Raw genomic sequence first — 21,718 nt, 5'->3', positions numbered from 1 at the left:
CGCGGCTCCCTCTCACTCCCGGACGAGCCGCGCCACCTTGACGCCGGCGCGCGGGAGCGCGTCCACGAGCTCGAAATCGAAGGGCAGGGAGGTCGCCGCCCGCATCCTCGTGGACAGCGCCTCTGCCAGCGCCGCGCTGCGCTCCACGCCGCGCGCGAGCTCGCAGCGGACCGTGATGCGCCCCTCGTCCGAGGCCGGCAGGACGAACTGGAACCAGTCCCCGACCTCCGGCATCCGCAGCAGGATCTCCTCCAGGTGGACGGGCGAGATCGCCTTGCCACGGAGCCGGATCTGGTCGAAGGCGCGACCTCTCATGTGGAACCGGGGCATCGTGACCCCGCACGGGCACGGGGCCGGGATCATGCAGCCGAGATCTCCGGTCCGGAAGCGCAGGAGCGGGCTGTCGTAGCGGAGCAGCGCTGTCACGACGATCTCGCCCGTCTCGCCCGGCTCGAGGGGGCGGCCGGTCTCGGGGTCGACGATCTCCATCATGACGTGCGCCTCGGGCACGTGATAGCCGTCGTGGTGGTCGCACTCGATGCCGAGCACCCCGCACTCGAGCGATCCGTAGAAGAAGTTGGCCGTGGTCCCCCACATCCCCTCGATGCGCCGGCGGAGGGTGGGGGAGCACCCCTCGCCCGTGAGCCACATCTTCCTGAGGCGCAGGCCGGTCAGGTCGAACGAGCTCCTCGCCGCCTCCTCGGCCAGCACGATGGCCCAGGAGGGGCTCGTGACGACGATGCTGGGGCGCAGATCCCGCATCGTCTTGACCGTCTTCTGGGGCGTCGAGTAGGCCCCGCCCTTGCCGGCCGGGACGACGGTGGCCTGGTAGCCATCCATGAACGTCTTGTGGAAGGCGAGCCCCGCGGTGCTCATCTCGTACGGGAGCGCGTTCAGGCAGATGTCGCCGGGGCCGACGGGGAACAGCCTGGAATACCGCGGCGCCAGATCATAAAGCAGGTAGTCGTTCCACGTGTACGCCATGTAGATCTCCTCGCCGCCGGTGGTCCCGGTGGAGACCTGGATGAGGGCGATGTCCCGCCTGTCGCAGGCGAGGAGGCGGAAGGGCTGCCCGCGGAGCTCGGTCTTCGTCAGGAACGGGAGCTTGGCCACGTCGGACGGCTGCTGGATATCCCCGGGTGTGACGTCTGCCTCGTCCATCTTGGCCCGGTAGAACGGCGACCTGCGGTACGCTCGCTGCACGATCGTCCTGAGCGACTCCGCGCGGTAGCGCGTCAGGGTGTCAGGCGAGAGGCCGTCCGCCTGCTCCGCTCCGGAGAGGAAGCGAGAGATGGCGGGCGGGGGCGTCATGGACATCAACCTTTGTTCAAGAAGGGAGCTCATGCTCGTGGCACCTCGTTTCCGGGAGTCGACGTCTCGCCGCCCTGCGAGGCGCGAATCCTCACCCCGCTTCCGACCAGAGGGCGCGAGGTGCGCCTTCCCCCCGAGTGGCCCATTCCTGCCATGGGGGGTCGTGTGGCGCCAAGGATTTATTATTTGCGTAGATTGGCTCTCAACGCGAAAGCTGCGTCGGTCGGGCTATATCGACGTCGCCCGCTCATCAACATCGGTGTGCCCGGGGCGCCGCGGCGGCGCCTCGCGTCGCGTCGCCCAGGGCCTCGTGTCCGTGAGAGACGCTGGCGAGCGCGCATCGGGCGTCCTGCCTGACACCGCCTCTTTCCCGGTTGTCCCGGTCCACGGCATGTCCGGCGATCGGTCCGGTCAGAGCCCTTCCGGCCGTTCCGGCGCGCGCCGTCGTTCCGCCGCGGCGCGCTCCTCGTTCAGCGCGAACAGCCGATCGATCACCTGATCTTCGAAGTCTGCCCACGCCTGCCGCTCGAGGGGCGTGGTCGGCGCGGCGTAGGGGGGGACCCGGATGTCGTCGAACCCGTATGCGGCGAGGACGGCGCGGTCCATCTCCTCGTGGAGGCGGCGGAGCTCGACGATGGACGGGACCTCGCACGAAGGGTCCTTGAGGAGGTTGTAGGTCGCGGTCAGGCCGTCGCGCTGCTCGACGAGGACCCTCGCGCGGGCCGTGTAGAGGCGCTCGCCGGCGGCCTCGAGGGGGCCGCCCGCGGCGAGGTGCTCCGGGCGTGGGAAGGGGAACGTCTCCACGCAGTCCGACGGCGCATACCGGAGCCCCTCTCCCATGGTCGAGGAGAGCAGGCGAGCCCACGACTCGTGGGCCCGCGACTGGAGGACCGCGAAGCGCGCATGATCCTCGATGGCAAAGACGCAGAGCTGGTCCGAGAACGTCCGGTCCGTGGGCTGGAACGCGAAGCAGAGGTGCTTCGTCACCCGCGCCGCGACAAGGCACCTCCGGAGCGGCGTGAGCTTGCGCCGGAGCTCGGGGCGCGGGTTGGCGAACTGCCACCATCGCGCCCTGTGGCTCGCGTCGATGCCCGTGGATCGCAGGCGATCCCGCTCGGGCTTCACCCGGCTCCGGACGATCGCCAGCAGCGCGGGCCACCGGCCGGCGTCCTCGAGCCCGCGCTCGCCGAAATCGATGACGTAGCGGTGCGGGCTGTGCGAAGGGGACGAGTTGACCTCCTCGCCGCCGAGGAACGGGCGGAGCACCTCGCCGGCGGGGGGATCCTCGCCGGCCGCGCGGAGCGCCCGCCCCTCGCCCTCGGTGAGGACGAAGCCCTCGCCGCGGAGGAAGCAGCCGATGAAGCAGAGATCCTGGCTCTCCCGCAGCGGGCGCGGGTCGGGCCGCTCCGGCATGGCGCGCAGGAGGGAGTTGATGTGGCCGACGGGGCGGCCGTCGAGCCGCGGCGGCGGCGCGCCGTCCTGCGGCGACATGCCCACGGCGAGGTGCACGACCGCGACATGGACCGCGGCGTCTCCAGGCCACGGGAGGCTGCGCAGCGCGTGATAGATGGTGGCCCGCCCCCCCTCGACGAGCGGCCGAAGGCCCGAACGCCGGGTATCGCCCTGAGCTATCGTGTTCGTGGCGATGAGGCCCACCGTCCCGCGGCGCCCGAGGAGCGTGTCCGCGCGGCGAAAGAAGTGGGCCGCGAGGTCGGTGTTCTTCGTGGCGCCGTGGAGCTGCCCGAGCCACGCGGCGTAGAGGTCGCCGTGATCCGTCGAGATCCGCTTGCCCCCGAGGAACGGCGGATTCCCCACGAGCGCGTCGAGCCCGGCCCGGCCGCGCCCCTGGCCGGCGGCCGCGCCGCGGTCGTGACCGCCGGCCGCGCCACCGTTCTGGCCGCGGGCCGGCCGGTCGGAGCACGCCTCGTGGAACACCTCCGGGAATTCCAGCGCCCAGTGGAACGCGGGCACCGGCGGCCGCTCCCCCGGCTTCCCCTCGCGGAGCTCCCGCTGCATCGCGAGGAGCTCTTCCGGGGGCGGCCCCCCGCTGTCGAGCCACGCGGTCACGCGCCTCGCGCGGAGCTCGCGCTCCTTCTGTCGATCCCTGTCCTTTTCGTGCGAAAAGAACGCCCCCACCACGAGATCGCCGAGGAGCCGCGCCCTGCCGATCGCCTCCTCGGCCTCCCCGAGGAGCTGCGCTCGCCGCCGCGCTGCGCCGGCGCCGCCGGCCCCGGCGAGCGCCGCGATCTGCCGGCGCAGCGCGAGCGCCTGCCCGATGGCGGCGTCGATCGCCTCGCCGCAGGGGGACATCGGCCCGGCGGGCCTCCAGTGGAAGCCGCGCAGCTGGTCGAGGTCGAGCCCCACCAGCGAGTCGCCGTGGCGCAGGGCGTGATCGACGAACGTGAACGGCTCGCCCCTGGCGCGCGCCACGAGCCAGAGCGAGAGCCTGGAGAGGCTCACCGCGAACGGGTTCTTGTCGGCGCCGTACAGGCAGCGCTGCGCCACGAGCCGCCGCGCGAGGTTCACGGCGTCCTCGCCGCCGCCCGTCGACGCGAGCCGCGCCGCCGCCGTCGCGTCGCCCCGCGCCGCCTCGCGCGTCCAGGCGGCCACCACCTGGTCGGCCAGGAACCGGCACGCCTCCATGAGGAACGCCCCGGACCCCATCGCCGGATCGCAGATCCTGAGCCCGAGGAGCCGCGCCGACGGCGGGTCGTCCCCCATCTGCCGGAGCAGCGGCTCGAGCGTCCGCGCGACGATGGGCGCCGAGAGGCTCCTCGGTGTGTAATGGGAGCTCGTCCGCCGCCGCTCGGCGCCCGGCTGGAGGTACAGGCGCCCCGCCGGGAGCACGTCGGTCTCCCGCGCGCGCAGCGGGCCGAGCGCCTCGAGGATCTCGGCCTCGGTCCGGGCCGCGGCGAGCGCGTGGCCGAGCTTGCCCGCGTCCCGCCGCGAGAGCCGGGCCTCCTCGACGAGCCACGCGGCCCGCCGCGCCGTCGGCCGGGAGAGCACCTCGGCCGCGCTCACCCAGACCTTCTCGGGCCGGAGGCACACGGTCAGCCCGGCGGCGCGCTCGACCCGGTAGCCCATGAGCGCCTCGTAGAGGCCGCCGAGGTGCTCGACCTCGAGCGCGCGGTACGACAGCCGCCGCCCCTCGAGCACGAGGAGCTTCTCGAGCACCTGGAGCACGGTGCGGTCGTCCACCGACGGCGCCCGCGGCTCGGGCGCGGCGCGCGGCTCGGGCGCGGCGCGCGGCTCGGGCGCGGCGCGCGGCTCCGGGGTCGCGCCCGGCGCGCCGCACGGGGGGCCCGCGCGCTCCAGGAACGGGTAGCGGGCCGGGTCGAAGAGCTCACCCCGCCGCGCCGGCAGGGTGAGAGCGCCGAGGCGGCCCCCGGCGTGCACGGCGCGGAACAGCGCGGTGAGCCGCGTCCACGCCGTGAAGCGCCGCGGCAGCGCTTCCGGGTGCGCGCGGCGCTCCGCATCGAGCTCCTCGAACAGCGCGCGCACGCCGACGTGCGCGGCGTACTCCGGGGGGTCCACCGGCAGGAGCCCGCGGTCCTCCGCGTGGAGCAGGAAGACGAGCCGCAAGAGCGCCGTGAGCAGCCCGCCGTGGAGGTGGTCCGGGCCGCGGGCAAGGGCGTCCTCGAGCGCGCCCGACCCATCGCGGGCGGCGGCGTCCTCGAAGCCCCGGAGCAGGACGCCGAGCGCCTCGAACGCCTGCGCCGCGAGCGCGCTCGCGACGTGCGCCGCTCTGGCCCTCGTGTCGTTCAGCGCGGCCTGTCGCGCGGATCGTCCCGGCGGCGCAGCGTGGACATGCCGCACGGATTCATGCGCCGCGTGGTCGCGAGCGCAGCAAGATCCGCTCCGGTCGGAGTGCCCTGGTCCTCGGCGTCGCGTGCGCGCTGGCTTCGCGGTGCTGACCGTCTTCATCATGGGCATGTCGTTCACCAGGTATCCTGCCCTACGTGCCCGCGGTCGGGTATCCCCGGCGACCCACGGGGCATGCCGGACGGGTCGTCACGGTGCCCGGCGACCCACGGGGCATGCCGGACGGGTCGTCACGGTGCCCGGCGACCCCCGGGGCCTTGCGGGACGGGTCGGCGTGATGGTGGAGCAGGCCGATCGGCCTCTTTCCCCGTCTCGCCGGCGTGTTTCGACAGGCCGAGAGGGGTCCGGAAGCGGGTCATCGTCCTGCTCCGCAGGCCGGGAGGGTTCCCGCGCCTGCGGGGCGGGGGGCGGCGGGCCCGCCCGACGGGAACACGTCGTGGCGCCCGACGGCGGCGGGGCGGGGCGAGCTCGCGGCGCGTCCGTGCGCGCTCAGCCGGCCCCGTCGCGCTCGTCGCCGCGCAGCCACGCGCCGAGCGAGCGGGGCGCGCCTGCGAGGCGCTCGAGGCGCACGTCGATCGACGCGTGGTTGCCCCAGACCACCGGGCGGCCTGCGGCGTGGCGCTCGACCTCGTCGCACACGAGATCGTGCTCGCGGCGGACGTAGAAGCCGTAGGTGCGGCAGGCGATCGGCCGCGCCTCGTAGACGCGGCAGCGGCCATGCTCGTCGTCGAGCAGCGGACAGACGAGCGGGCCTGCCTCCGGCATGGCGGCCATCCGCTCGCGCACCTCCGCTCGGACCGACGCCGGCAGTCCGTCGATCGCGGCGCAGAGGCGCGCCCACTCGATGCGGGTGAGCTGCGGCGGGCGCGCGAGGCGGCGGCAGCAGAGGTCGCAGCCGGCGCGGCACGGCCAGCCCCCGGCCGCCTCCGCGGTCGCCTCGGCCCGCGCTGCGATCTCCGCGTCGAGCAACGCGAGCGCGTCGCCGCCGTCGTCCGTCGACCGACCCATGCCGGGACCCTAGCACTGCTGCGGGAAGTTGCCCCGGAGCAGCAGAAGAACCGCCATGGCGCCAACCACGCCAAGATGAGAGGGGAAGCATTGTCCCTCCGGTCGCGCTCGGGGCCCGAAGCCCGAACCGCCGCCCCCTCAGCGCTCACCAACGTGAACGTGGACGTCTCATCATCCGTCACATCTCGCTCGAGCCCTCGAAATAATTGGACTTTGCTCCCAGGCCAAATGCGAGGATTTTCACAAGCTTCGGTGAGATGTGATGGATGCCCAGACGTCCACGACCACGTTCAGGCTCGGCGACGGAGACGCCGGGGGCCACAACCTTTGAACTCGTACTTCAGGCTGTTCGGTGATCTAGACGAGGCGCCAGACGAGCGTCCGCCATGTATCACGCTCGAAGATCTCCGGTCGCCGCCCGGCGAGGAGCGGCGAATACCGCGCGACGAGCTCCGGGACGTCGGTGAACACGAGGCCGGAGAGGATCAACGTCCCCCGCGGCGCCAGGCGAGCCACGATCCGGGGAGCGAGCTCCGTGAGCACGTCACGAAGGATGTTGGCCACGACGACGTCGAACGTCCCGCTCGGCCACGTCGTCGCGAAGCGCACGCGAGCCTCCACCGCGCTCCGCCGCGCGTTCTCTTCCGCGATCGCGATCGCGGCGGCGTCGATGTCGACCCCGATCGCCTCACCGCCGAGCTTCGCGGCGCCGATCGAGAGGATGCCCGTCCCGCTCCCGACGTCGAGGAGGCGGAAGCCGCCTCGCGGCGCGAACGACGCGAGCGCCTGAAGGCACATCCGCGTGCTCTCGTGCCGGCCGTCGCCGAACGCGTGGCTCTTCCCGAGGACGATGGTGCGCTCGTCGACCTCCGCGTCCCACGGACCCGTGACCACGCGAAAGCGAGGCGGTACCTCGATGAGGATCGGACGGTCGCTCATGCGTCGTCGAAGGTTGCCACCGCGCGGCCTCCGCGTCATCCGGGGCGCGGCGGCTCGCCTGCGACGCGCGCGGCCGCAGCGCGCGCCCCCCGTGCGCTCGGGCTCCTCCACAGGCCACGCGCCGAGCGCGCCCTTCCACGAGCGGCGGCGCGGCGAGCCCGGTGGTCTGCTCCAGGGCGGGCGTCTCCGTCGTGCTCCGATACACGAGCTCTGGACGAGCTCCCGCAGGCTGGGATGGCGCGGCGGATCTCGACGTTCGACCAGAGCCTCAGCCCCGACAAGCCCTGCTGGCCGAGCCGCGCATGGCGTTCTCCGACCGGCTGCACGCGAGCACCGGCGCGATCCCGGTCATCCCCGCGCTGGCCTACGACGTGGGCTCGAGTCCATGAAGAGATCCAGCCTGCCGGCCATGGGCGACGTCATGAGTCAGGTCCGGGGCGTGAGCGTCGCCCGCGCCGGCGGATCCGCGCTCCCTCGCCGGCAGGTGATGACCCTGGGGACATGGAGCGGAGGACCTGGTGTGACATGCGCGCGACATGACGTGATGCAAGCCGAGGCGGGCAATGCGTCACGGTGTCGCATCCGTTCGAGCGACGCGGCGGTCTCCTTGCCTTCGAAGCGCAGCTGGCCGCGCGTCGACCAGCGCGACATCATGTCGCAGGGCCCTGGCGGGCCGGTGGCGCTAGGGTGGTACGCGATGACCCAGCGAGAGCTCGGCGGGGCCGCGAATGCCCCGGCCCGTTCCCCGCACGGCGCGCGCGAGGTGAGCTCGCCCGTGCGTCTCCGTTCCCTGCGGAGCTCGCGCTGGCGCCGGGCGGCGGCGCTGGCCGCCGTCCTCGTGGGCGTGGCGCTCAGCGACAGGGCCGAGCCCGCGACGTCCGGCCAGGCCGCGGCCGAGCTGGCCGACTCGACCCCGGCGCCCGGCGAGAGGGCGCTCGCGGCGCGCCTGCTCGCGCCTTGCTGCTGGGATCAGACGCTCGATGTCCACGAATCCGAGGTGACGCGCGACCTTCGTCGCGAGATCCGCGGCCGCCTTCGCGGGGGAGAGTCCGCCGACACCATCGAGCTGGATCTTGTCGCGCGTCATGGCGAACGCATCCGCGCGGCGCCTTCGGCCGGCATCCTCGGCAAGGTCGCGCTGGGCCTGATGTCGGGTATCGCCGTGACCTTCCTCGGGGTGTTCGCCCTCTTGCGCTCGTGGAGGCGCAGCGCCGCGCAGCCAGCCTCGTCCAGTCTCGCCATCTCGACGGCTGCTCGCGACGAGTACGACGAGCGCCTCGACAATGAGCTCCGGGAGCGGGACGCATGAGCACACCCTTCCCTGGACGCCCATGGCGCGCCGGATCTCCATGATGGCGCCATGGCGGTTCTTCTGCTGCTCCGGGGCAACTTCCCGCAGCAGTGCTAGAACGCCGCCGATGATGCGCCCTGCGCGCCCTGAGGTCCTCGCCCCGGCCGGTGATCGCGCCTCGCTGGAGGCCGCCGTGCGCGGCGGGGCGGATGCCGTCTACTTCGGCCTGCGCGGCGGCGCCGCGGCGGCGCCGTCGCCGCTCAACGCCCGCGCCCGCGCCGCGAACTTCGACGCGGCGGAGCTCGGCGAGACGATGCGCTTCCTCCACGCCCACGGCGTGAAGGGCTACGTCACGCTGAACACCCTCGTGTTCGACGAGGAGCTCCCCGCGGCCCAGGCCGCGATCGAGGCGTGCGCCGCGGCCGGCGCCGACGCGATCATCGTCCAGGATCTCGGGCTGATGCGCCTCGCGCGGGCGCTCGCGCCCGGGCTCCCGATCCACGCCTCCACGCAGATGACCTGCACGGACGCGGCCGGCGTCGCGCTCGCGCGGGAGCTCGGCGCCGCGCGCGTGATCCTCGCGCGGGAGCTCTCGCTCGACGACATCGCGGCGATCCGGCGGGCGACCGACGTCGAGCTCGAGGTGTTCGTGCACGGGGCGCTCTGCATCGCCTACTCGGGGCAGTGCCTGACGAGCGAGGCCATCGGCGGCCGGAGCGCCAACCGCGGCGCCTGCGCCCAGGCGTGCCGCCTGCCGTACCGGCTCGTGGTCGACGGCGCGCTCCACGATCTCGGCGACGCGGCGTACCTCCTGTCGCCGGAGGACCTCGACGCGACCGACGTCATCCCGGATCTGATCGCGCTCGGCGTGGCGTCGGTGAAGATCGAGGGGCGGCTCAAGGGGCCGGAGTACGTCGGGGCCACGGCGCGGCTCTACCGGGCCGCGATCGACGCGGCGCTCGGCGAGGGCGGCGGCCCCTCGGCCGCGGACCGGGAGGCGGCGCTGCAGGCGTTCTCGCGCGGCTCGGGGCCGGGCTTCCTGCGCGGCGTGGACCACCAGCGCCTCGTCGACGGCCGCACCTGCGACCACCGCGGCGTCGAGGTCGGCGAGGCGCGCGGCGTGGCGCGGCGGCGGGGGCACGAGGTCGTGGTCGTGCGCGCGACCCGGCCGCTCGCGCGCGGCGAGGGGATCCTCGTGGAGGGCGGCTTCGCCGGCGAGGGGGAGATCGGCGGCCGCGTCTGGGGCCTGTGGCGCGACGGCCGCGAGGTCGAGCGCGCCCCGGCCGGCGGCGACGTCGAGGTGTGGCTCGGCCCGGAGCGGCGCCTGCCGGACGAGCGCCGCGGGGCGCGCGGGCTGCGCGGGCGCCGGGTCTTCCGGACGAGCGATCCGGCGGCGCTGCGCGGGATCCGGGAGGCGCTGGAGCGCGATCCGCGCCGCGTGGCGATCGACGTCCGCCTGGAGGGCCGCCTCGGCGAGCGCCCGCGGCTCTCGGCGGCGACCGAGGGCGGGGTGTCGGCCACGGTCGAGGTCGACGCGCCGCTCGCCCGCGCCGAGCGCTCGCCGCTGGACGAGGCGGCGCTGCGGCGGCAGCTCGATCGGCTCGGCGACACGCCGTTCACCCTGCGCGGCGTGGCGCTGTCGCTCGGGGATGCGGACGTGGGGCAGGGGGCGGCGGAGCAGGCGACGGCGGGGCAGGGGGCGGCGGAGCAGCCGGCGACGCCGGTGGTCCTGCCGCCGTCGGCGATCAACCGCGCCCGCCGGGCGCTCGTCGCGGCGCTCCTCGAGGCGTCGCACCGGGCGCACCCGCGCGCCCGCGTGTCGGCCGGGGAGCTGCTCGCCGAGGCCGTCCCCCCGGCGGGTGAGCCGCCGCCGGGCGGTCTCTTCGTCCTGTGCCGCAACGTGGAGCAGGCGCGCGCGGCCCTCGAGGCGGGCGCGAGCGGCGTCTACCTCGATTTCCTGGAGATGGTCGGCCTCGGCGCCGCGGCGCGCGAGCTCTCCGCGGCCGGGGCGTTCGTGGCGGTGGCGCCGCCGCGGATCCGCAAGCCGGGCGAGGAGAAGATCGACCGGTACCTGCGCTCGCTCGGGCCGGCCGCGATCCTGGTCCGGAGCCTCGGCGCGCTGCTCGACGCGTCGCCGGACACCCCCCGGATCGGCGACTTCTCCCTGAACGTCACGAACAAGCTGGCCGCGCGCGAGGTGCTCTCGCGGGGGCTCATCGCGTTCACGCCGTCGTTCGATCTGGACGCCGCGCAGCTCGTTTCACTGCTCGAGTCGCCGTTCGGCCCGTTCGCCGAGGTGGTGGTGCACCACCCGATGCCGCTCTTTCACATGGAACATTGCGTGATCGCGGCGACGCTCTCCGAGGGCAAGGATCACCGCACCTGCGGCCGCCCGTGCGAGCAGCACGCGCTGTCGCTGCGGGACCGGGCCGGGATGGATCATCCGCTCGAGGCCGACGTGGGCTGTCGCAACACGGTGTTTCACGCCGCCGCCCAGAGCGCGGCCCACCTCGTGCCGAAGCTCGCGAGGAGCGGGGTCCGGCGCTTCCGCGTCGAGCTCGTGCGCGAGGACGCGCGGGGGACGCGGCGCGTGGTGGACGCCTACCGGCGGCTGCTCGCCGGGGAGGTCGCCCCCGCCGAGGTCGCGCGCGGGCTGCGCGCCGAGGGGAGCTACGGCGTGGTGCGGGGGTCGCTGCGCGTGCTGCAGGCGTGAGCGGCCGGCGGGAGCGGGAGCGGGGGAGCATGACGCCGCGCCGAGGGGGGCCTGGCAGCGCGCGGAGGGCGCCGCCCCTTCCAGCGCAACGACTCAAACGATGGAGGATGCATTTCCTGGGCCAGCAAGGAAATCGACCAGCGCCCGCACCCGCGCGGGGACATGGGCTCTCGAAGGCATCACCAGATAGAGCGGCAGCGGAGGGATTCGATGGGTGGAGGACAGCCTCGCCAGGGCGCCGGCTTTCACCTCCTCGGCGCACAGGCTCTCCGGCAGCAGGGCGATCCCGCGCCCTTGCAGCGCAAAGGTCTTCGCGAGCTCGAAGCTGCGCGTGGCGAGCGGTGCCGGCCGCAAATTGGAACGGGCGCGCTTCGGCAGGCGCTGCGCGGGGTCGTAGATCGCATGCTCGTGCAGGTGGACGAGCGCCTTCCCCAGGCGCTGCCTCTTGATGTAGTCGGGGCTGGCGTGGAAGGCCAGCCTGCTCTCGTCGAGCTTGCGCGCCACGAGGCCCGGGGTGCCGGGGGAGCCGCCACGCAGGGCGAGGTCGATGTTATGGGCCACCAGGTTCAAGGGCTCGTCGCTGACCACGGTCTCGATTCGGATCGCGGGATGCCGCTCGACGAATGCGCCGAGCAAGCGTGCCAATGGCGGCTTGGGCATGTCGATCGGCACCGTGAGCCGTAGGGTGCCGGCGAGCTCGCTCGACCGCGTGAGCTGGCTCTCGGCCTTCGTGAGCAGGTCGATGGCCTCTTCGCACTGCTCCATGTAGGAGCGGCCTTCGTCCGTCAGGGTGACGCGGCGGGTGGTTCGGTGCAGCAGGCGGACGTTCAAGCGCTCTTCCAGGGCACGCACCCGCGCGCTCACCGTGGACCGCGGCAAAGACAGGCGCTGGCTCGCCGCGGCGAAGCTGCCCGTTCGTGCGACCTCGATGAAGGCCTGGATCTGCGGGAGGCTGAGCATTGAACAGGTTCTTTAGTCAGTGTCGGCGAGATTGTCCATCTCGTCTGCTGCACCGGAAGACACTACGCTTTTCCCGTCACCACCACGGAGCGAGCCAATGACTTCCACTCGACGCGATTTTCTCCAAGCGCTGTCACTGCTGGCGCTGCAAGGCTGCGCGCTGCTGCCTGACCGCACCTCCGCGGCCCGGCCGAGCGATGCCGGGCAGGCGCCCGAGTGCCGTATCACCTGGGCCGGCGGGCCGACGATGGCGATCTCGTTCGCCGAGCTGACCATCCTGACGGATCCGGTGCTGGGCGAGAGCTTCTCGATGGGCGACCCCAACGAGCCGGTAAACTTCCGAGAGGTCGTGCAGCACCCTCGGTCGACGCCGCTCGGCGGCGTCGACCTCGCGGGGGTTGGCCTCGTGCTGCTCAGCCATGCCCATGAAGATCACTTCGATCAGCAGGCATGGGCGGATCTCGATCGTTCGCTGCCGATCCTGCTGCCGGTGGCCGACGTGAGGACGGTGACCGCCAAAGGGTTCAGGCGCGTGGACGGTCTGGCGTGGGGGGACACGCGGCGGCTGGCCCCCGGTGCAGGGCGCGCGGTGAGCATCACCGCCATTCCAGCGCACCACTCGAGCGACGCGAAGATCGCCGAGGCTCTCGGCAAGGGAAACGGCTACTGGATCGAGCTGACCGATGGCAGCTGGCGGCGAACGATCTACTGGACGGGGGACTCCATGCCGACCGAGGAGGTGATCGCCGCCACCCGGTCGCGGGGCAGGCCGGATCTGCTGGTGCCCCACGTCGGCGGGGTGGGCGCGACCGGGCCTTTCGGGCTGATCAGCATGCGGGCGTCGGACGTGGTCACGCTCGCCCGGGCCCTTCGGCCGCGGCGCGTGCTGCCGATTCACCATTCCACCTACGAGCTCTACCGCGAGCCGATCAGCGAGCTCGCCGTGCGCAGCCAAGGCGAGGCGTACCGGCTGGATCTGATCGCCGCCGGGTCGACGGTCGTGTATCGGTAGGCGGCCCCCGGGGGGGCGGGCGTGCTGCGCTCTATTGCTCGCTCGCGCTCGACGCCGTATCAACAACGTATCCAGAACAACAACGTATCCAGGCGTCGAAGGGGCCGTTCCCCGCACAGCCAGCCTGCAGGGCGGCCTCCACGGGCGCGGGGGCTCGGTGGTGAGCCGCGCCGCGGTCAGCGCAGCGCACGCCGCTGCTCGACGATCGCCTTGCCCTGACGCGCGAGGGCGTAGAGAATACCGGCCTGCAGGTCGCGCTGCGTGGGGAGGTTTCCCAGATCGATCCCCTGCGCGACCAGCGTCCGGGCGACCTCGGGGGAGGCCCCCACGAGGACGCTCGTGGCGCCCAGGAGCGCGGCGGCCCGCGTGGCCTGGAGGAGGCGGGCCGCCACCTCGGCGTCCATGACGGGCACGCCCGTGATGTCGATGAGCACCGTCCCGGCCTGGTGGCGCTCCACGCCCCGGAGGAGCGTCTCCAGGAGCTGGGCGCCGCGGGAGGAGTCGATGCTGCCGACGAGGGGCATCACGAGGATCCCCTCGTGGACCGGGATGACCGGCGTGGACAGCTCCTGGATGACGGCGCGGAGCTCCCGCTGCGTCTCGAACCACGCGAGCTCTCGCTGCTGCGCCTCCTCGGCGCGCTTCTTCTCCGTGATGTCCTCGAAGATGCTCAGGAGATAGCGGGGGACGCCCTGCGCGTCCTTGAGGGGCATCTTCACGGTCCGCAGCACCAGCTCCTCCTGGGCTGGCCCGGTGATATGCATCTCGGGGTCAATCGAGATCTCCCCCTTCTCGATCACCTCCCGATCCATGCGGTCGACCAGGTCGGCCTCGTGTCGTTGCTTGAAGAGATCATGGGCGCTCTTGCCGAGGAGAGCCGCCCGGGACATGCCGATGAGCTCCTCGTAATGGCGGTTCACCCGGACGAGGCGAAGCTCCTTCACCTCCTTGATGAGGACCGTGACCGGCAGGTGGTCGATGATGGTGTCGAGGAAGCCCTCGACGGGCGCGGGCTCTTGCTCGTCGCACGGCGCGGCCAGGGGGCGGACGCAGACGAGCGCCCCGCGCGCGCCGTCGACGCCGAGCGGCGTGATCGCGATCTCGCGGCGAGGTCCGCCGGGCGCGCCGCCCGGGAGCTCGATGTCGACCTGATCGCGCTCGCCTCGGAGGACCGCCAGGAGGCCCGCGAGCACGCCCTGCGCGCCACGGGCGAGCCCGTCGGGCGACGCCGGCTGGACGGCCGGCGCGCGCGGGAGGGAGACCGGCCACGCCGGGAGCGCGCCCTCCGCGAGGAGCTGCTCCAGGCGGGGGTTGGCGCACAGGAGCGCTCCGTTCGCATCGAAGATGGCGGCCGCCGTCGGGAGAGCGCGCAAGAGCGGCAGGGGATCGACTCCAGCGCTCGGGCGGCGTTCATCGAGGTCTATGGTCATGCGGGATCCTCCTCCAGCGACACGGGCAGTCCGACATTCTCCGTGCCGGCCGCTCGGCCCGAGATCCTACCTCCCGAAACGCTCTGTGGATATCGCCATCCGCTCGCGCCTGGAGCACGCGGGCAAACAGGTGGTTGATGATGATCCCCGCGCTCGATCCGTTCGCGGGGAACATCGCATGAGGCCTGGGCTTCCGTGAGGGGGCGCCTCGGGGCGCGCCCACCGTGCGCCTGTCGCACGACCCCGCGCACGCGCTGCCACCGCGGCGGCCGGCTCCGTACCACGTGGCATTCCTCAGGACATCGAGGAGGCGACCTGTCGAGCGCGCGGCGGCGCGAGCGCGCGTGTCATGAGAGCGCGAGAGGCCATGGTCCGCTCGCCGGAGCGAGCTTGACCACCCTGGCGCGTGCGTCCGTGGAGGTGAAGTGGGTGAATCCCGAGCTGCGGCGCCGATCCCAGCCTGGGTCGGGTCGCTCCAACCAGCGGATCGCTCGACCGGGGTCGGGTCGCTGCAGGCTTGAGATGCAGAATCGTCGGGTCTCGCTCACGACCGACCCGCCCCCGTGCGCCGGCGGAGCGTCGTCCGCTGGCGGCGGCCGGTGACGCCCGCCGGGACGCGCGCGCGTCGGGCGGCGCCCCGATGTCGCGGCGGTGTGTCGATTCGCGGTGCGCCGGACTGGCTATCCGAGGAGCATGATGTGCGAATGCCGTAGCGACTGGGCACGTCGATGAGCTCGGCCGCCTGGGCGCAACCCGCGCATCGCTCCTGCAGGCGCGCCGCGCGTTGCGGCGCACATCCTACGTCGACCGGTCCTGCTCTCCTTCACCCTGCACCAACGTCGCGAGCGATCCGAGCCGAGGACGCCGAACCTCTCGATGAACCGCACGACCGGCGGGGCCCAGGGACCGGAGCGTAGATCTGTGCATGCTGCAATTTTTAACGTGGAATTTCGACGGAGCCCCGTGGTAAGGTGATGCCTGCCAGGGGGAGATGCCCTGTAGGTAGGAGCATGAGGGGGGGATCCAGCCTGCCACGCATAGCGGCGCGGTCTCGTGTTGTGTCCTCTGCATCGGACAGGAGGGGTCGAACGGTGTCTCGGAAGAAGATTCTGCTGGTCGACGATTCTCAGACCATCCTGCGCATCGAGCAGATGGCGCTGCGCGAGCACTACGACATCATCACGGCGAACGACGGCGGCGAGGGCGTCGCCGTGGCGATGGATGAGCGGCCTGATCTCATCCTCATGGACGTCGTCATGCCGCACGTGAACGGGTTCGACGCCTGCCGGCGGCTGCGCGCCGATGAGGCGACGCGCAGCACGCCGATCCTGCTCGTCACCAGCCGAAACGATGTCGCTCACATGGAGCAGGGCTTCCGATGCGGTTGCTCCGATTTCATCTCCAAGCCCATCGACACGATGGAACTCATGGAAAAGGTGAGAAACTGCCTTGGCGACTAACGCAGCGACCAAGGCATCGGGGGGCGCACATCGCGCTTCTTCCGGCGACGCCGATCGATCCGGATCTCCGTACGACGACGTCGGTGGAGAGGACATGGCCATGCCGTCCAGCGCCACGGCACTGTCGGTGTCTGCCGGACCGCCCAGCCGGCGCGCGCTGCCGGTGAAGACCCATCACGTCATGCCGGGCCAGATATTCGCCTCGTCCGACTCGACCGCGGTGACCACCATCGTTGGATCGTGTGTGGCCATCTGCCTCTGGGACGCGACGACCGGCGTCGGCGGGATGAACCACTACGTGCTCCCGGAGTGTCCGAGCCCGGGGGAGGCCTCCGCCCGCTTCGCCGGTACCGCATGCCAGCGCCTCCTCGAGCAGCTCAGGGAGCTCGGGGCCTCCACCCGGGCGCTGCAAGCGCGCGTCGTCGGGGGCGCCTGCCTCATCTCCGCGTTCCGGGGGCGCGGCACACACCTCGGCGCGCAGAACGTCAAGGCCGGGCTCGCGTTCCTGCGAGCGGAGGGAATCCAGGTCGCGCAGCTCGACACGGGCGGTGACCGGGGGCGGAAGATCGTCTTCCGGACCGACGACGGCGACATCTCCATCCAGCCTCTGTGAGCCGCATGGGCCGCATGGATAGAGAGCGCGACGAGCTGCTCCACACGTTCGTTGCAGAGGCGCACGAGATCCTCGACGAGATCGAGCGCGCGCTGCTGCAGCTCGAGACCGGGGGCGACGTGTACGACGTCCTCCAGCGCGTCTTCCGCGCCACCCATACGCTCAAGGGGAGCGCCGGCTCGGTGGGCCTCGGCGGCCTGAGCGATCTCGGGCACGCCGCGGAGGACGTCATCGAGGCGCTCTGCAGCGGCGACCTCCCCCTGACGACGCCTGTGGTCTCGCTGCTGCTGGAGACGGTGGACGCCGCCCGGCGGCTCGTGGCCGAGGTCGACAGGGGGCAGGCCGACCGCAGCACCTCCCACCAAGAGGTCGTCGCGCGCCTCCAGGAAGCGCGGCGCGGAGGGCTGGGGGCGCCGCAGGACGCGCGGGAGACGAGCGCGCGCCGCGCGATCGAGGACGACGCGGAGGGAGCGACCAGCATCAAGAGCATCCGCATCGCCGTCGAGAAGCTGGATCGGATGGCGGATCTCATCGGAGAGCTCACCCTCGGCCGGAACAGGGTGCTGCGAGAGCTCCGCGCGGTGCGCGGGGAGGCCGGCGCGGCGCTGCGCGACGAGATGGAGGAGCAAGATCGGCTCTGCAGGGAGCTGGAGGAGGCGGTGCGCGCCGCGCGCATGGTGCCGGTCGGCCCCTGGTTCCGGCACTACGAGCGCACGGTGCGCGATCTCGCCCACGCGCACGGCAGGCTGGCGCGCCTCCTGGTCGTGCACGGCGACGTCGAGGTGGACACGGCCGTGGTCGAGCGGTTCCGGGACGCCCTCACGCACCTCCTGCGCAACGCCATCTGTCACGGCATCGAGGCGCCCGAGGCGCGGCGCGCCGCGGGCAAGGACCCCTGCGGCACGATCACCCTGCACGCCGCGCACGAGCGGGGCGGCATCGCGCTCCGGATCTCCGACGACGGCGCCGGCATGAGCCGCGAGCGCATCGCCGCCCGGGTCCGGGCGCTGGGGAGGCACCCCGCGCCCGACGCGCTCTCCGATCATGAGCTCTTCAGCCTCGTGTTCGAGCCGGGGTTCTCCACGGCGACGGAGTCGTCCCACCTGGCGGGGCGCGGCATGGGCATGGATGTCGTGCGGCGCCGCGTGGAGTCGATCCAGGGCACGATCCGGATCGACAGCCGCGAAGGGCACGGCACGTCGCTGCTGATCCAGCTCCCGCTCACCCTGGCCACCATCGAAGGGCTCTCGGTCGGGATCGGCGACGAGCGGTACGTGATCCCGCTCCGCGCGGTGCTCGCCTGCTGCGATCTGCCCCGCGGCGCGCTCGCGCACGGCGCCGCCCAGGGGCTCATGGTCCGGCGCGGGCGCGCGCTGCCGTGCGTCCGCCTCCGGGCGCTCTTCGGGCTCGGCGGATCGCCCCCGCCGGACGAGCGCGTCGTCGTCGTCGCGCTCGACGGCGCCGAGGCAGGCCTCGTGGTCGACTCCCTCGAAGGCGAGGGGCGCACGGTGGTCAAGCCGCTCGGCCAGCTCTTTCGCCGCGTTCCGGGCATCTCCGGCTCGACCCTCCTCGGCGACGGCAGCGTGGCGATGATCCTCGACGTCGACGCGCTGCTCGGTGGCGTCCTCAGGGACGCGGTCCCGGTCGACACCCTCGACGAGCGCAGGTCAGCGCCATCGGCCGCCGGAGGCAGCCCAGGATGAGCCGGCGCCCCGGCGCGCAGCGCGCGCGTCTCCCATCCCTCTCCATGGAGCCATCATGATCTCCGACACGTCGAGCCCCGTGTCGCAATACATCTCCTTCATCATCGCGGGGGACGAGTACGCGGTGAACATCCTCCGGGCGCGGGAGATCGTCGAGCGCAGCGTCACGTCGCGGGTCCCGATGATGCCGGCGTGCATCGTCGGCGTCATGAACCTCCGGGGCCGCGTCGTGCCGGTCATCGATCTCGCGGTGAAGCTCGGGCTGCCGCCGACGAGGGTGAGCCGGTGGACCTGCGTCCTCATCGTCGAGACCGAGCTCGACGGCGAGAACACCCGCCTCGGCCTGCTCATCGATGGGGTGGGCGATGTGCTCACGCTCTCCGAGGACGAGATCGAGCCCGCGCCGACCTTCGGCACGCAGGTGCGCGTCGATCAGCTGCGCGGGCTGGCGAAGGTGGGCGAGAAGCTCGTGCTGCTGCTCAACATCGACCGCATCCTCTCGCCGGCCGAGCTCCTGGCCTCGACGGCGCTCGGCCCCTCGTCCTCCGGGGCCCCGCCGGCGCTCCCAGGCAGCCTCGGCGCGCCGGCCGGTGAAGGGGACGGGCGATGATCTCGATCGCCGAGCCGAGCCCGCGCACCCTCAGCGACGAGGAGTTCGCGATGTTCCAGAGGCTCGTCAAGCGCCTCTCGGGCATCGCGCTGGGCCCGCAGAAGAAGCCGCTCCTGCTCTGCCGCCTCGGGCCCCGGCTCCGCGCGCTCGGGCTCCGCAGCTTCGGCGAGTACTACCGCCGTGTGACCGCGGCGGGCGGCGAGGGCGAGCTCGTGAACATGCTCGACTGCATCTGCACGAACGAGACGCATTTCTTCCGGGAACGCGAGCAGTTCGAGCTCCTCGAGCGCGAGATCCTCCCGGCGTGGCACGCGAGCGCGGGCCACGGAGCGCCCTCGGCGCGCGGCGGCCGCCCGCTGCGCGCCTGGAGCGCAGCCTGCTCGACCGGGGAAGAGCCCTACTCGATCGCGATGGCGCTGCTCGACAGCCTGCCCTCCCCGGATCGCCGCGCCGCGGCGGGGCAGGCGTCGCCCTGGGCAGGCGCCGCGCCCGTGGGCGCTCCGGGGATCTGCATCCTCGCGACGGACCTGTCCGCCCGCGCGCTCGACCAGGCGCAACGCGCGGTGTGGCCGATCGAGCGGGCCTCGGAGATCCCGGAGCAGCGCCTGCGCACCTACATGCTCCGCGGGACGGGCGCGAGCGCGGGCCTCATGAAGGCCCGGCCCGAGCTGCGCGAGCTCGTCACCTTCCGGCGCTTCAACCTGCTCGACGCGGCGCCCAAGCGATTCGGTCTGTTCGATCTGATCTTCTGCCGGAACGTCCTCATCTACTTCGACGCCGCGACGAAGGCGTCGATCGTGGCGAGGCTCATCGCCAGCCTCGCGCCTTCAGGGTACCTGTTCCTCGGGCACGCCGAGGGCCTCCACGGGGCGGACCACCGCGTGCGATGCGTCGCGCCATCCGTTTATCGGCTCCAGCCCCCGGCGGGGCTCGAAGGGAGCCGAAACACACCTAGCCCGGAGCATGCATCATGCTTGCGCATATCGGAGTAGGCCGGAAGCTCTACCTCGGCTTCGCCGCCATGGTCGTCATCGTCCTCGCACTGGCGGGCACGGCCTACAAGAGGTTCGCGGAGCTCGACGAGGCCCGCTCATGGGACCAGCACACGTACGAGGTGATGCTCGCGACGAGTGAGATCATGGAGTCGCTGCTCGACACCGAGACAGGGGAGCGCGGCTTCGTCATCACCGGGGTGGAATCCTTCCTGGACCCGTACCGCAGCGGGCACGATCGGTTCGAGAAGAGCCTGAGTCGCGTCCGGGAGCTCACCAAGGACAACCCGCGCCAGCAGATGCGCCTCGAGAAGGTCGCCAAGGACCAGAGCGAGTGGGTCTCCACCGTGCTCGAACCGGCGATCCAGCTCCGCCGCCGCGCGGACGAGGCGAAGATGCCGTCGGATCGCACCGACGAGGAGGTCAGGCGGGGGCGCGGGAAGACCCTCATGGACCAGATGCGCGCGACGCTCAAGGAGATCGATGACGAGGAGCTCGCCCTCCTCGGCCAGCGGCAGGCGGCCACGAACGCGCTCGTCACGACGATGTACGTGACGCTGCAGGCGGGAGGTCTGCTCGCGCTCGTCGTCGCCGTCGTGCTCGCCATCTTCTTCAGCAGGATGATCCTGCTGCCGCTCAACCAGGCGGTATCGATCCACCAGCGCATCGCCGGGGGCGACTTCACGGGCGACGTCACGGTGAAGAGCTCCGACGAGTTCGGCCAGATGCTCGGCGCCGTGAAGGCCATGTCGGATCGCCTGGCCGGCCTCATCGGCGAGGTCAGGAGCGGCGCGGTCTCGGTCTCCTCGGTCTCGGTGCAGCTCTCGGCGACAGCGCAGAGCCTGTCGCAGGGCACCAGCGAGCAGGCGGCGTCCGTGGAGGAGACGATGACCAGCCTGCAGCAGCTGAGCGACACGATCGCGAAGAACGCCGCCAACTGCAAGCAGGTCGAGGAGACGGCGCACCGGAGGACGAGGGACGCGGAGCAGAGCGGTCAGGCGGTCCGGGAGACGGTCGAGGCGATGAAGGCGATCGGCGAGCGGATCGTGATCATCGAGGAGATCGCGTACCAGACGAACCTGCTCGCGTTGAACGCCGCGATCGAGGCGGCGCGCGCGGGCGAGCATGGCAAGGGCTTCGCCGTCGTCGCCACGGAGGTGCGGCGGCTGGCCGAGCGAAGCCGGGACGCGGCGAAGGAGATCGGCTCGTTCGCCGCGTCGAGCATCGTCGTCGCGGAGCGCTCGGGACAGCTCATCGCGGAGCTCGTCCCGTCGATCCGGGAGACCGCGGAGCTGGTGCAGGGCGTCGCCGTGGCATCCAAGGAGCAGTCGAACGGCGTGGCCCAGATCAGCGGGGCGGTGGAGCTGATAGAGCAGGCCACGCAGCGCAACGCGGCGATCTCCGAGGAGCTCGCCAGCACGGCTGCCGAGCTCTCGGCGCAGGCAGAGCAGCTCCAGAATGTGATGGCGTCGTTCCGGCTCTCGCAGGAGGGCGACGGCGACTTCGGCCACAAGCCGCCGGGGGCGGGCCGTCTCCCGGAGCGCCATGGCGGTAAGCCGCTGTGGAAGCCGCCGCTCAAGGGCCGCTCGAGCGGCGGCGCATCGGGCAATGGGCGCGCGCCGCACGCCGCGGGCGATCACGACTTCGTCTCGTTTTGACACCCTGCCTCATCGAGCCGATGCCCGCTCAAGAAGGCACCACGCCGCGCTGGAGGAGCAGCACGTCGCCGAGCGGCGTCGGCGTCTCGAGGATGCGCTCGCAGCCGCGCCGCCGCAGCCGGCTCATCCGTCGAGCGGCCCCCCGTCAGCGTGGCGCGGACACGCGGGACGCCGCGAGCCCAACCTGGGTCGGGTG

The 21,718-nt window shown here is 72.4% G+C and carries 15 protein-coding genes; 9 read left to right on the top strand and 6 right to left on the bottom strand.

The window, feature by feature from the left end; all coding sequences use genetic code 11:
• Positions 1-12 precede the first annotated feature (12 nt).
• From WMF31_RS27055 to WMF31_RS27040, 4 genes are all read right to left on the bottom strand, one after another.
• A complete protein-coding gene (locus tag WMF31_RS27055; protein WP_436604710.1) occupies positions 13-1,311 on the bottom strand; it encodes a phenylacetate--CoA ligase family protein in 1,299 nt (432 codons plus the stop codon).
• Between the two features lie 411 nt (positions 1,312-1,722).
• Complete coding sequence (locus WMF31_RS27050; RefSeq protein WP_436604709.1) at positions 1,723-5,127, bottom strand: DNA methyltransferase; 3,405 nt, start codon at positions 5,125-5,127, stop codon at positions 1,723-1,725.
• A 495-nt stretch (positions 5,128-5,622) separates the two neighbouring features.
• On the bottom strand, positions 5,623-6,141 hold the full coding sequence (locus tag WMF31_RS27045; protein ID WP_436604708.1) for a YkgJ family cysteine cluster protein: 519 nt from the start codon (positions 6,139-6,141) through the stop codon (positions 5,623-5,625).
• A gap of 357 nt (positions 6,142-6,498) precedes the next feature.
• Complete coding sequence (locus WMF31_RS27040; protein WP_436604707.1) at positions 6,499-7,080, bottom strand: 50S ribosomal protein L11 methyltransferase; 582 nt, start codon at positions 7,078-7,080, stop codon at positions 6,499-6,501.
• A gap of 775 nt (positions 7,081-7,855) precedes the next feature.
• Between WMF31_RS27040 and WMF31_RS27035 the strand changes: the two genes are divergently transcribed.
• Together WMF31_RS27035 and WMF31_RS27030 are read left to right on the top strand one after the other, a co-directional pair.
• The gene (locus tag WMF31_RS27035) at positions 7,856-8,389 is read left to right on the top strand and encodes a cytochrome c-type biogenesis protein (RefSeq protein ID WP_436604706.1); all 534 of its coding nucleotides are present in this window, start codon (positions 7,856-7,858) and stop codon (positions 8,387-8,389) included.
• Between the two features lie 109 nt (positions 8,390-8,498).
• On the top strand, positions 8,499-11,084 hold the full coding sequence (locus WMF31_RS27030; RefSeq protein ID WP_436604705.1) for a DUF3656 domain-containing U32 family peptidase: 2,586 nt from the start codon (positions 8,499-8,501) through the stop codon (positions 11,082-11,084).
• Between the two features lie 93 nt (positions 11,085-11,177).
• On the opposite strand, the gene WMF31_RS27025 is transcribed toward WMF31_RS27030, so the two are convergent.
• On the bottom strand, positions 11,178-12,044 hold the full coding sequence (locus WMF31_RS27025) for a LysR family transcriptional regulator (RefSeq protein WP_436604704.1): 867 nt from the start codon (positions 12,042-12,044) through the stop codon (positions 11,178-11,180).
• A gap of 97 nt (positions 12,045-12,141) precedes the next feature.
• Between WMF31_RS27025 and WMF31_RS27020 the strand changes: the two genes are divergently transcribed.
• Entirely contained in the window at positions 12,142-13,056 is a 915-nt protein-coding gene (locus WMF31_RS27020) for an MBL fold metallo-hydrolase (protein ID WP_436604703.1), read from the top strand.
• Between the two features lie 176 nt (positions 13,057-13,232).
• On the opposite strand, the gene WMF31_RS27015 is transcribed toward WMF31_RS27020, so the two are convergent.
• Entirely contained in the window at positions 13,233-14,486 is a 1,254-nt protein-coding gene (locus WMF31_RS27015) for a PAS domain-containing protein (protein ID WP_436604702.1), read from the bottom strand.
• 1,091 nt (positions 14,487-15,577) lie between these two features.
• On the opposite strand from WMF31_RS27015, the gene WMF31_RS27010 reads away from it, so the two are divergent.
• The 6 genes from WMF31_RS27010 to WMF31_RS26985 all read left to right on the top strand — a co-directional run bounded on the left by WMF31_RS27010 (position 15,578) and on the right by WMF31_RS26985 (position 21,522).
• The gene (locus WMF31_RS27010; RefSeq protein ID WP_129346785.1) at positions 15,578-15,946 is read left to right on the top strand and encodes a response regulator; all 369 of its coding nucleotides are present in this window, start codon (positions 15,578-15,580) and stop codon (positions 15,944-15,946) included.
• A 100-nt stretch (positions 15,947-16,046) separates the two neighbouring features.
• Positions 16,047-16,559: a chemotaxis protein CheD gene (locus WMF31_RS27005; RefSeq protein ID WP_242516061.1), complete on the top strand. Its 513-nt coding sequence runs from the start codon at positions 16,047-16,049 to the stop codon at positions 16,557-16,559.
• 14 nt (positions 16,560-16,573) lie between these two features.
• Positions 16,574-18,262 carry a chemotaxis protein CheA gene (locus WMF31_RS27000; RefSeq protein WP_436604701.1) on the top strand — a complete coding sequence of 563 codons (1,689 nt, stop codon included), beginning with the start codon at positions 16,574-16,576 and terminating at the stop codon, positions 18,260-18,262.
• Positions 18,263-18,317: 55 nt separating this feature from the next.
• On the top strand, positions 18,318-18,872 hold the full coding sequence (locus WMF31_RS26995; RefSeq protein ID WP_129346787.1) for a chemotaxis protein CheW: 555 nt from the start codon (positions 18,318-18,320) through the stop codon (positions 18,870-18,872).
• Positions 18,869-19,864, top strand: coding sequence for a CheR family methyltransferase (locus WMF31_RS26990; RefSeq protein ID WP_129346788.1), 996 nt, complete (start codon positions 18,869-18,871; stop codon positions 19,862-19,864). Before WMF31_RS26995 ends, WMF31_RS26990 begins: the two co-directional genes overlap by 4 nt.
• Positions 19,843-21,522: a methyl-accepting chemotaxis protein gene (locus WMF31_RS26985; RefSeq protein ID WP_129346789.1), complete on the top strand. Its 1,680-nt coding sequence runs from the start codon at positions 19,843-19,845 to the stop codon at positions 21,520-21,522. Before WMF31_RS26990 ends, WMF31_RS26985 begins: the two co-directional genes overlap by 22 nt.
• Positions 21,523-21,718 lie beyond the last annotated feature (196 nt).

Source organism: Sorangium sp. So ce1036 (assembly GCF_051369805.1).
GTDB classification, from domain to species: Bacteria; Myxococcota_A; Polyangia; order Polyangiales; family Polyangiaceae; genus Sorangium; species Sorangium cellulosum_F.
Note: the sequence above shows the minus strand (reverse complement) of the source record. Positions and strands in the feature narration are given on the sequence as shown.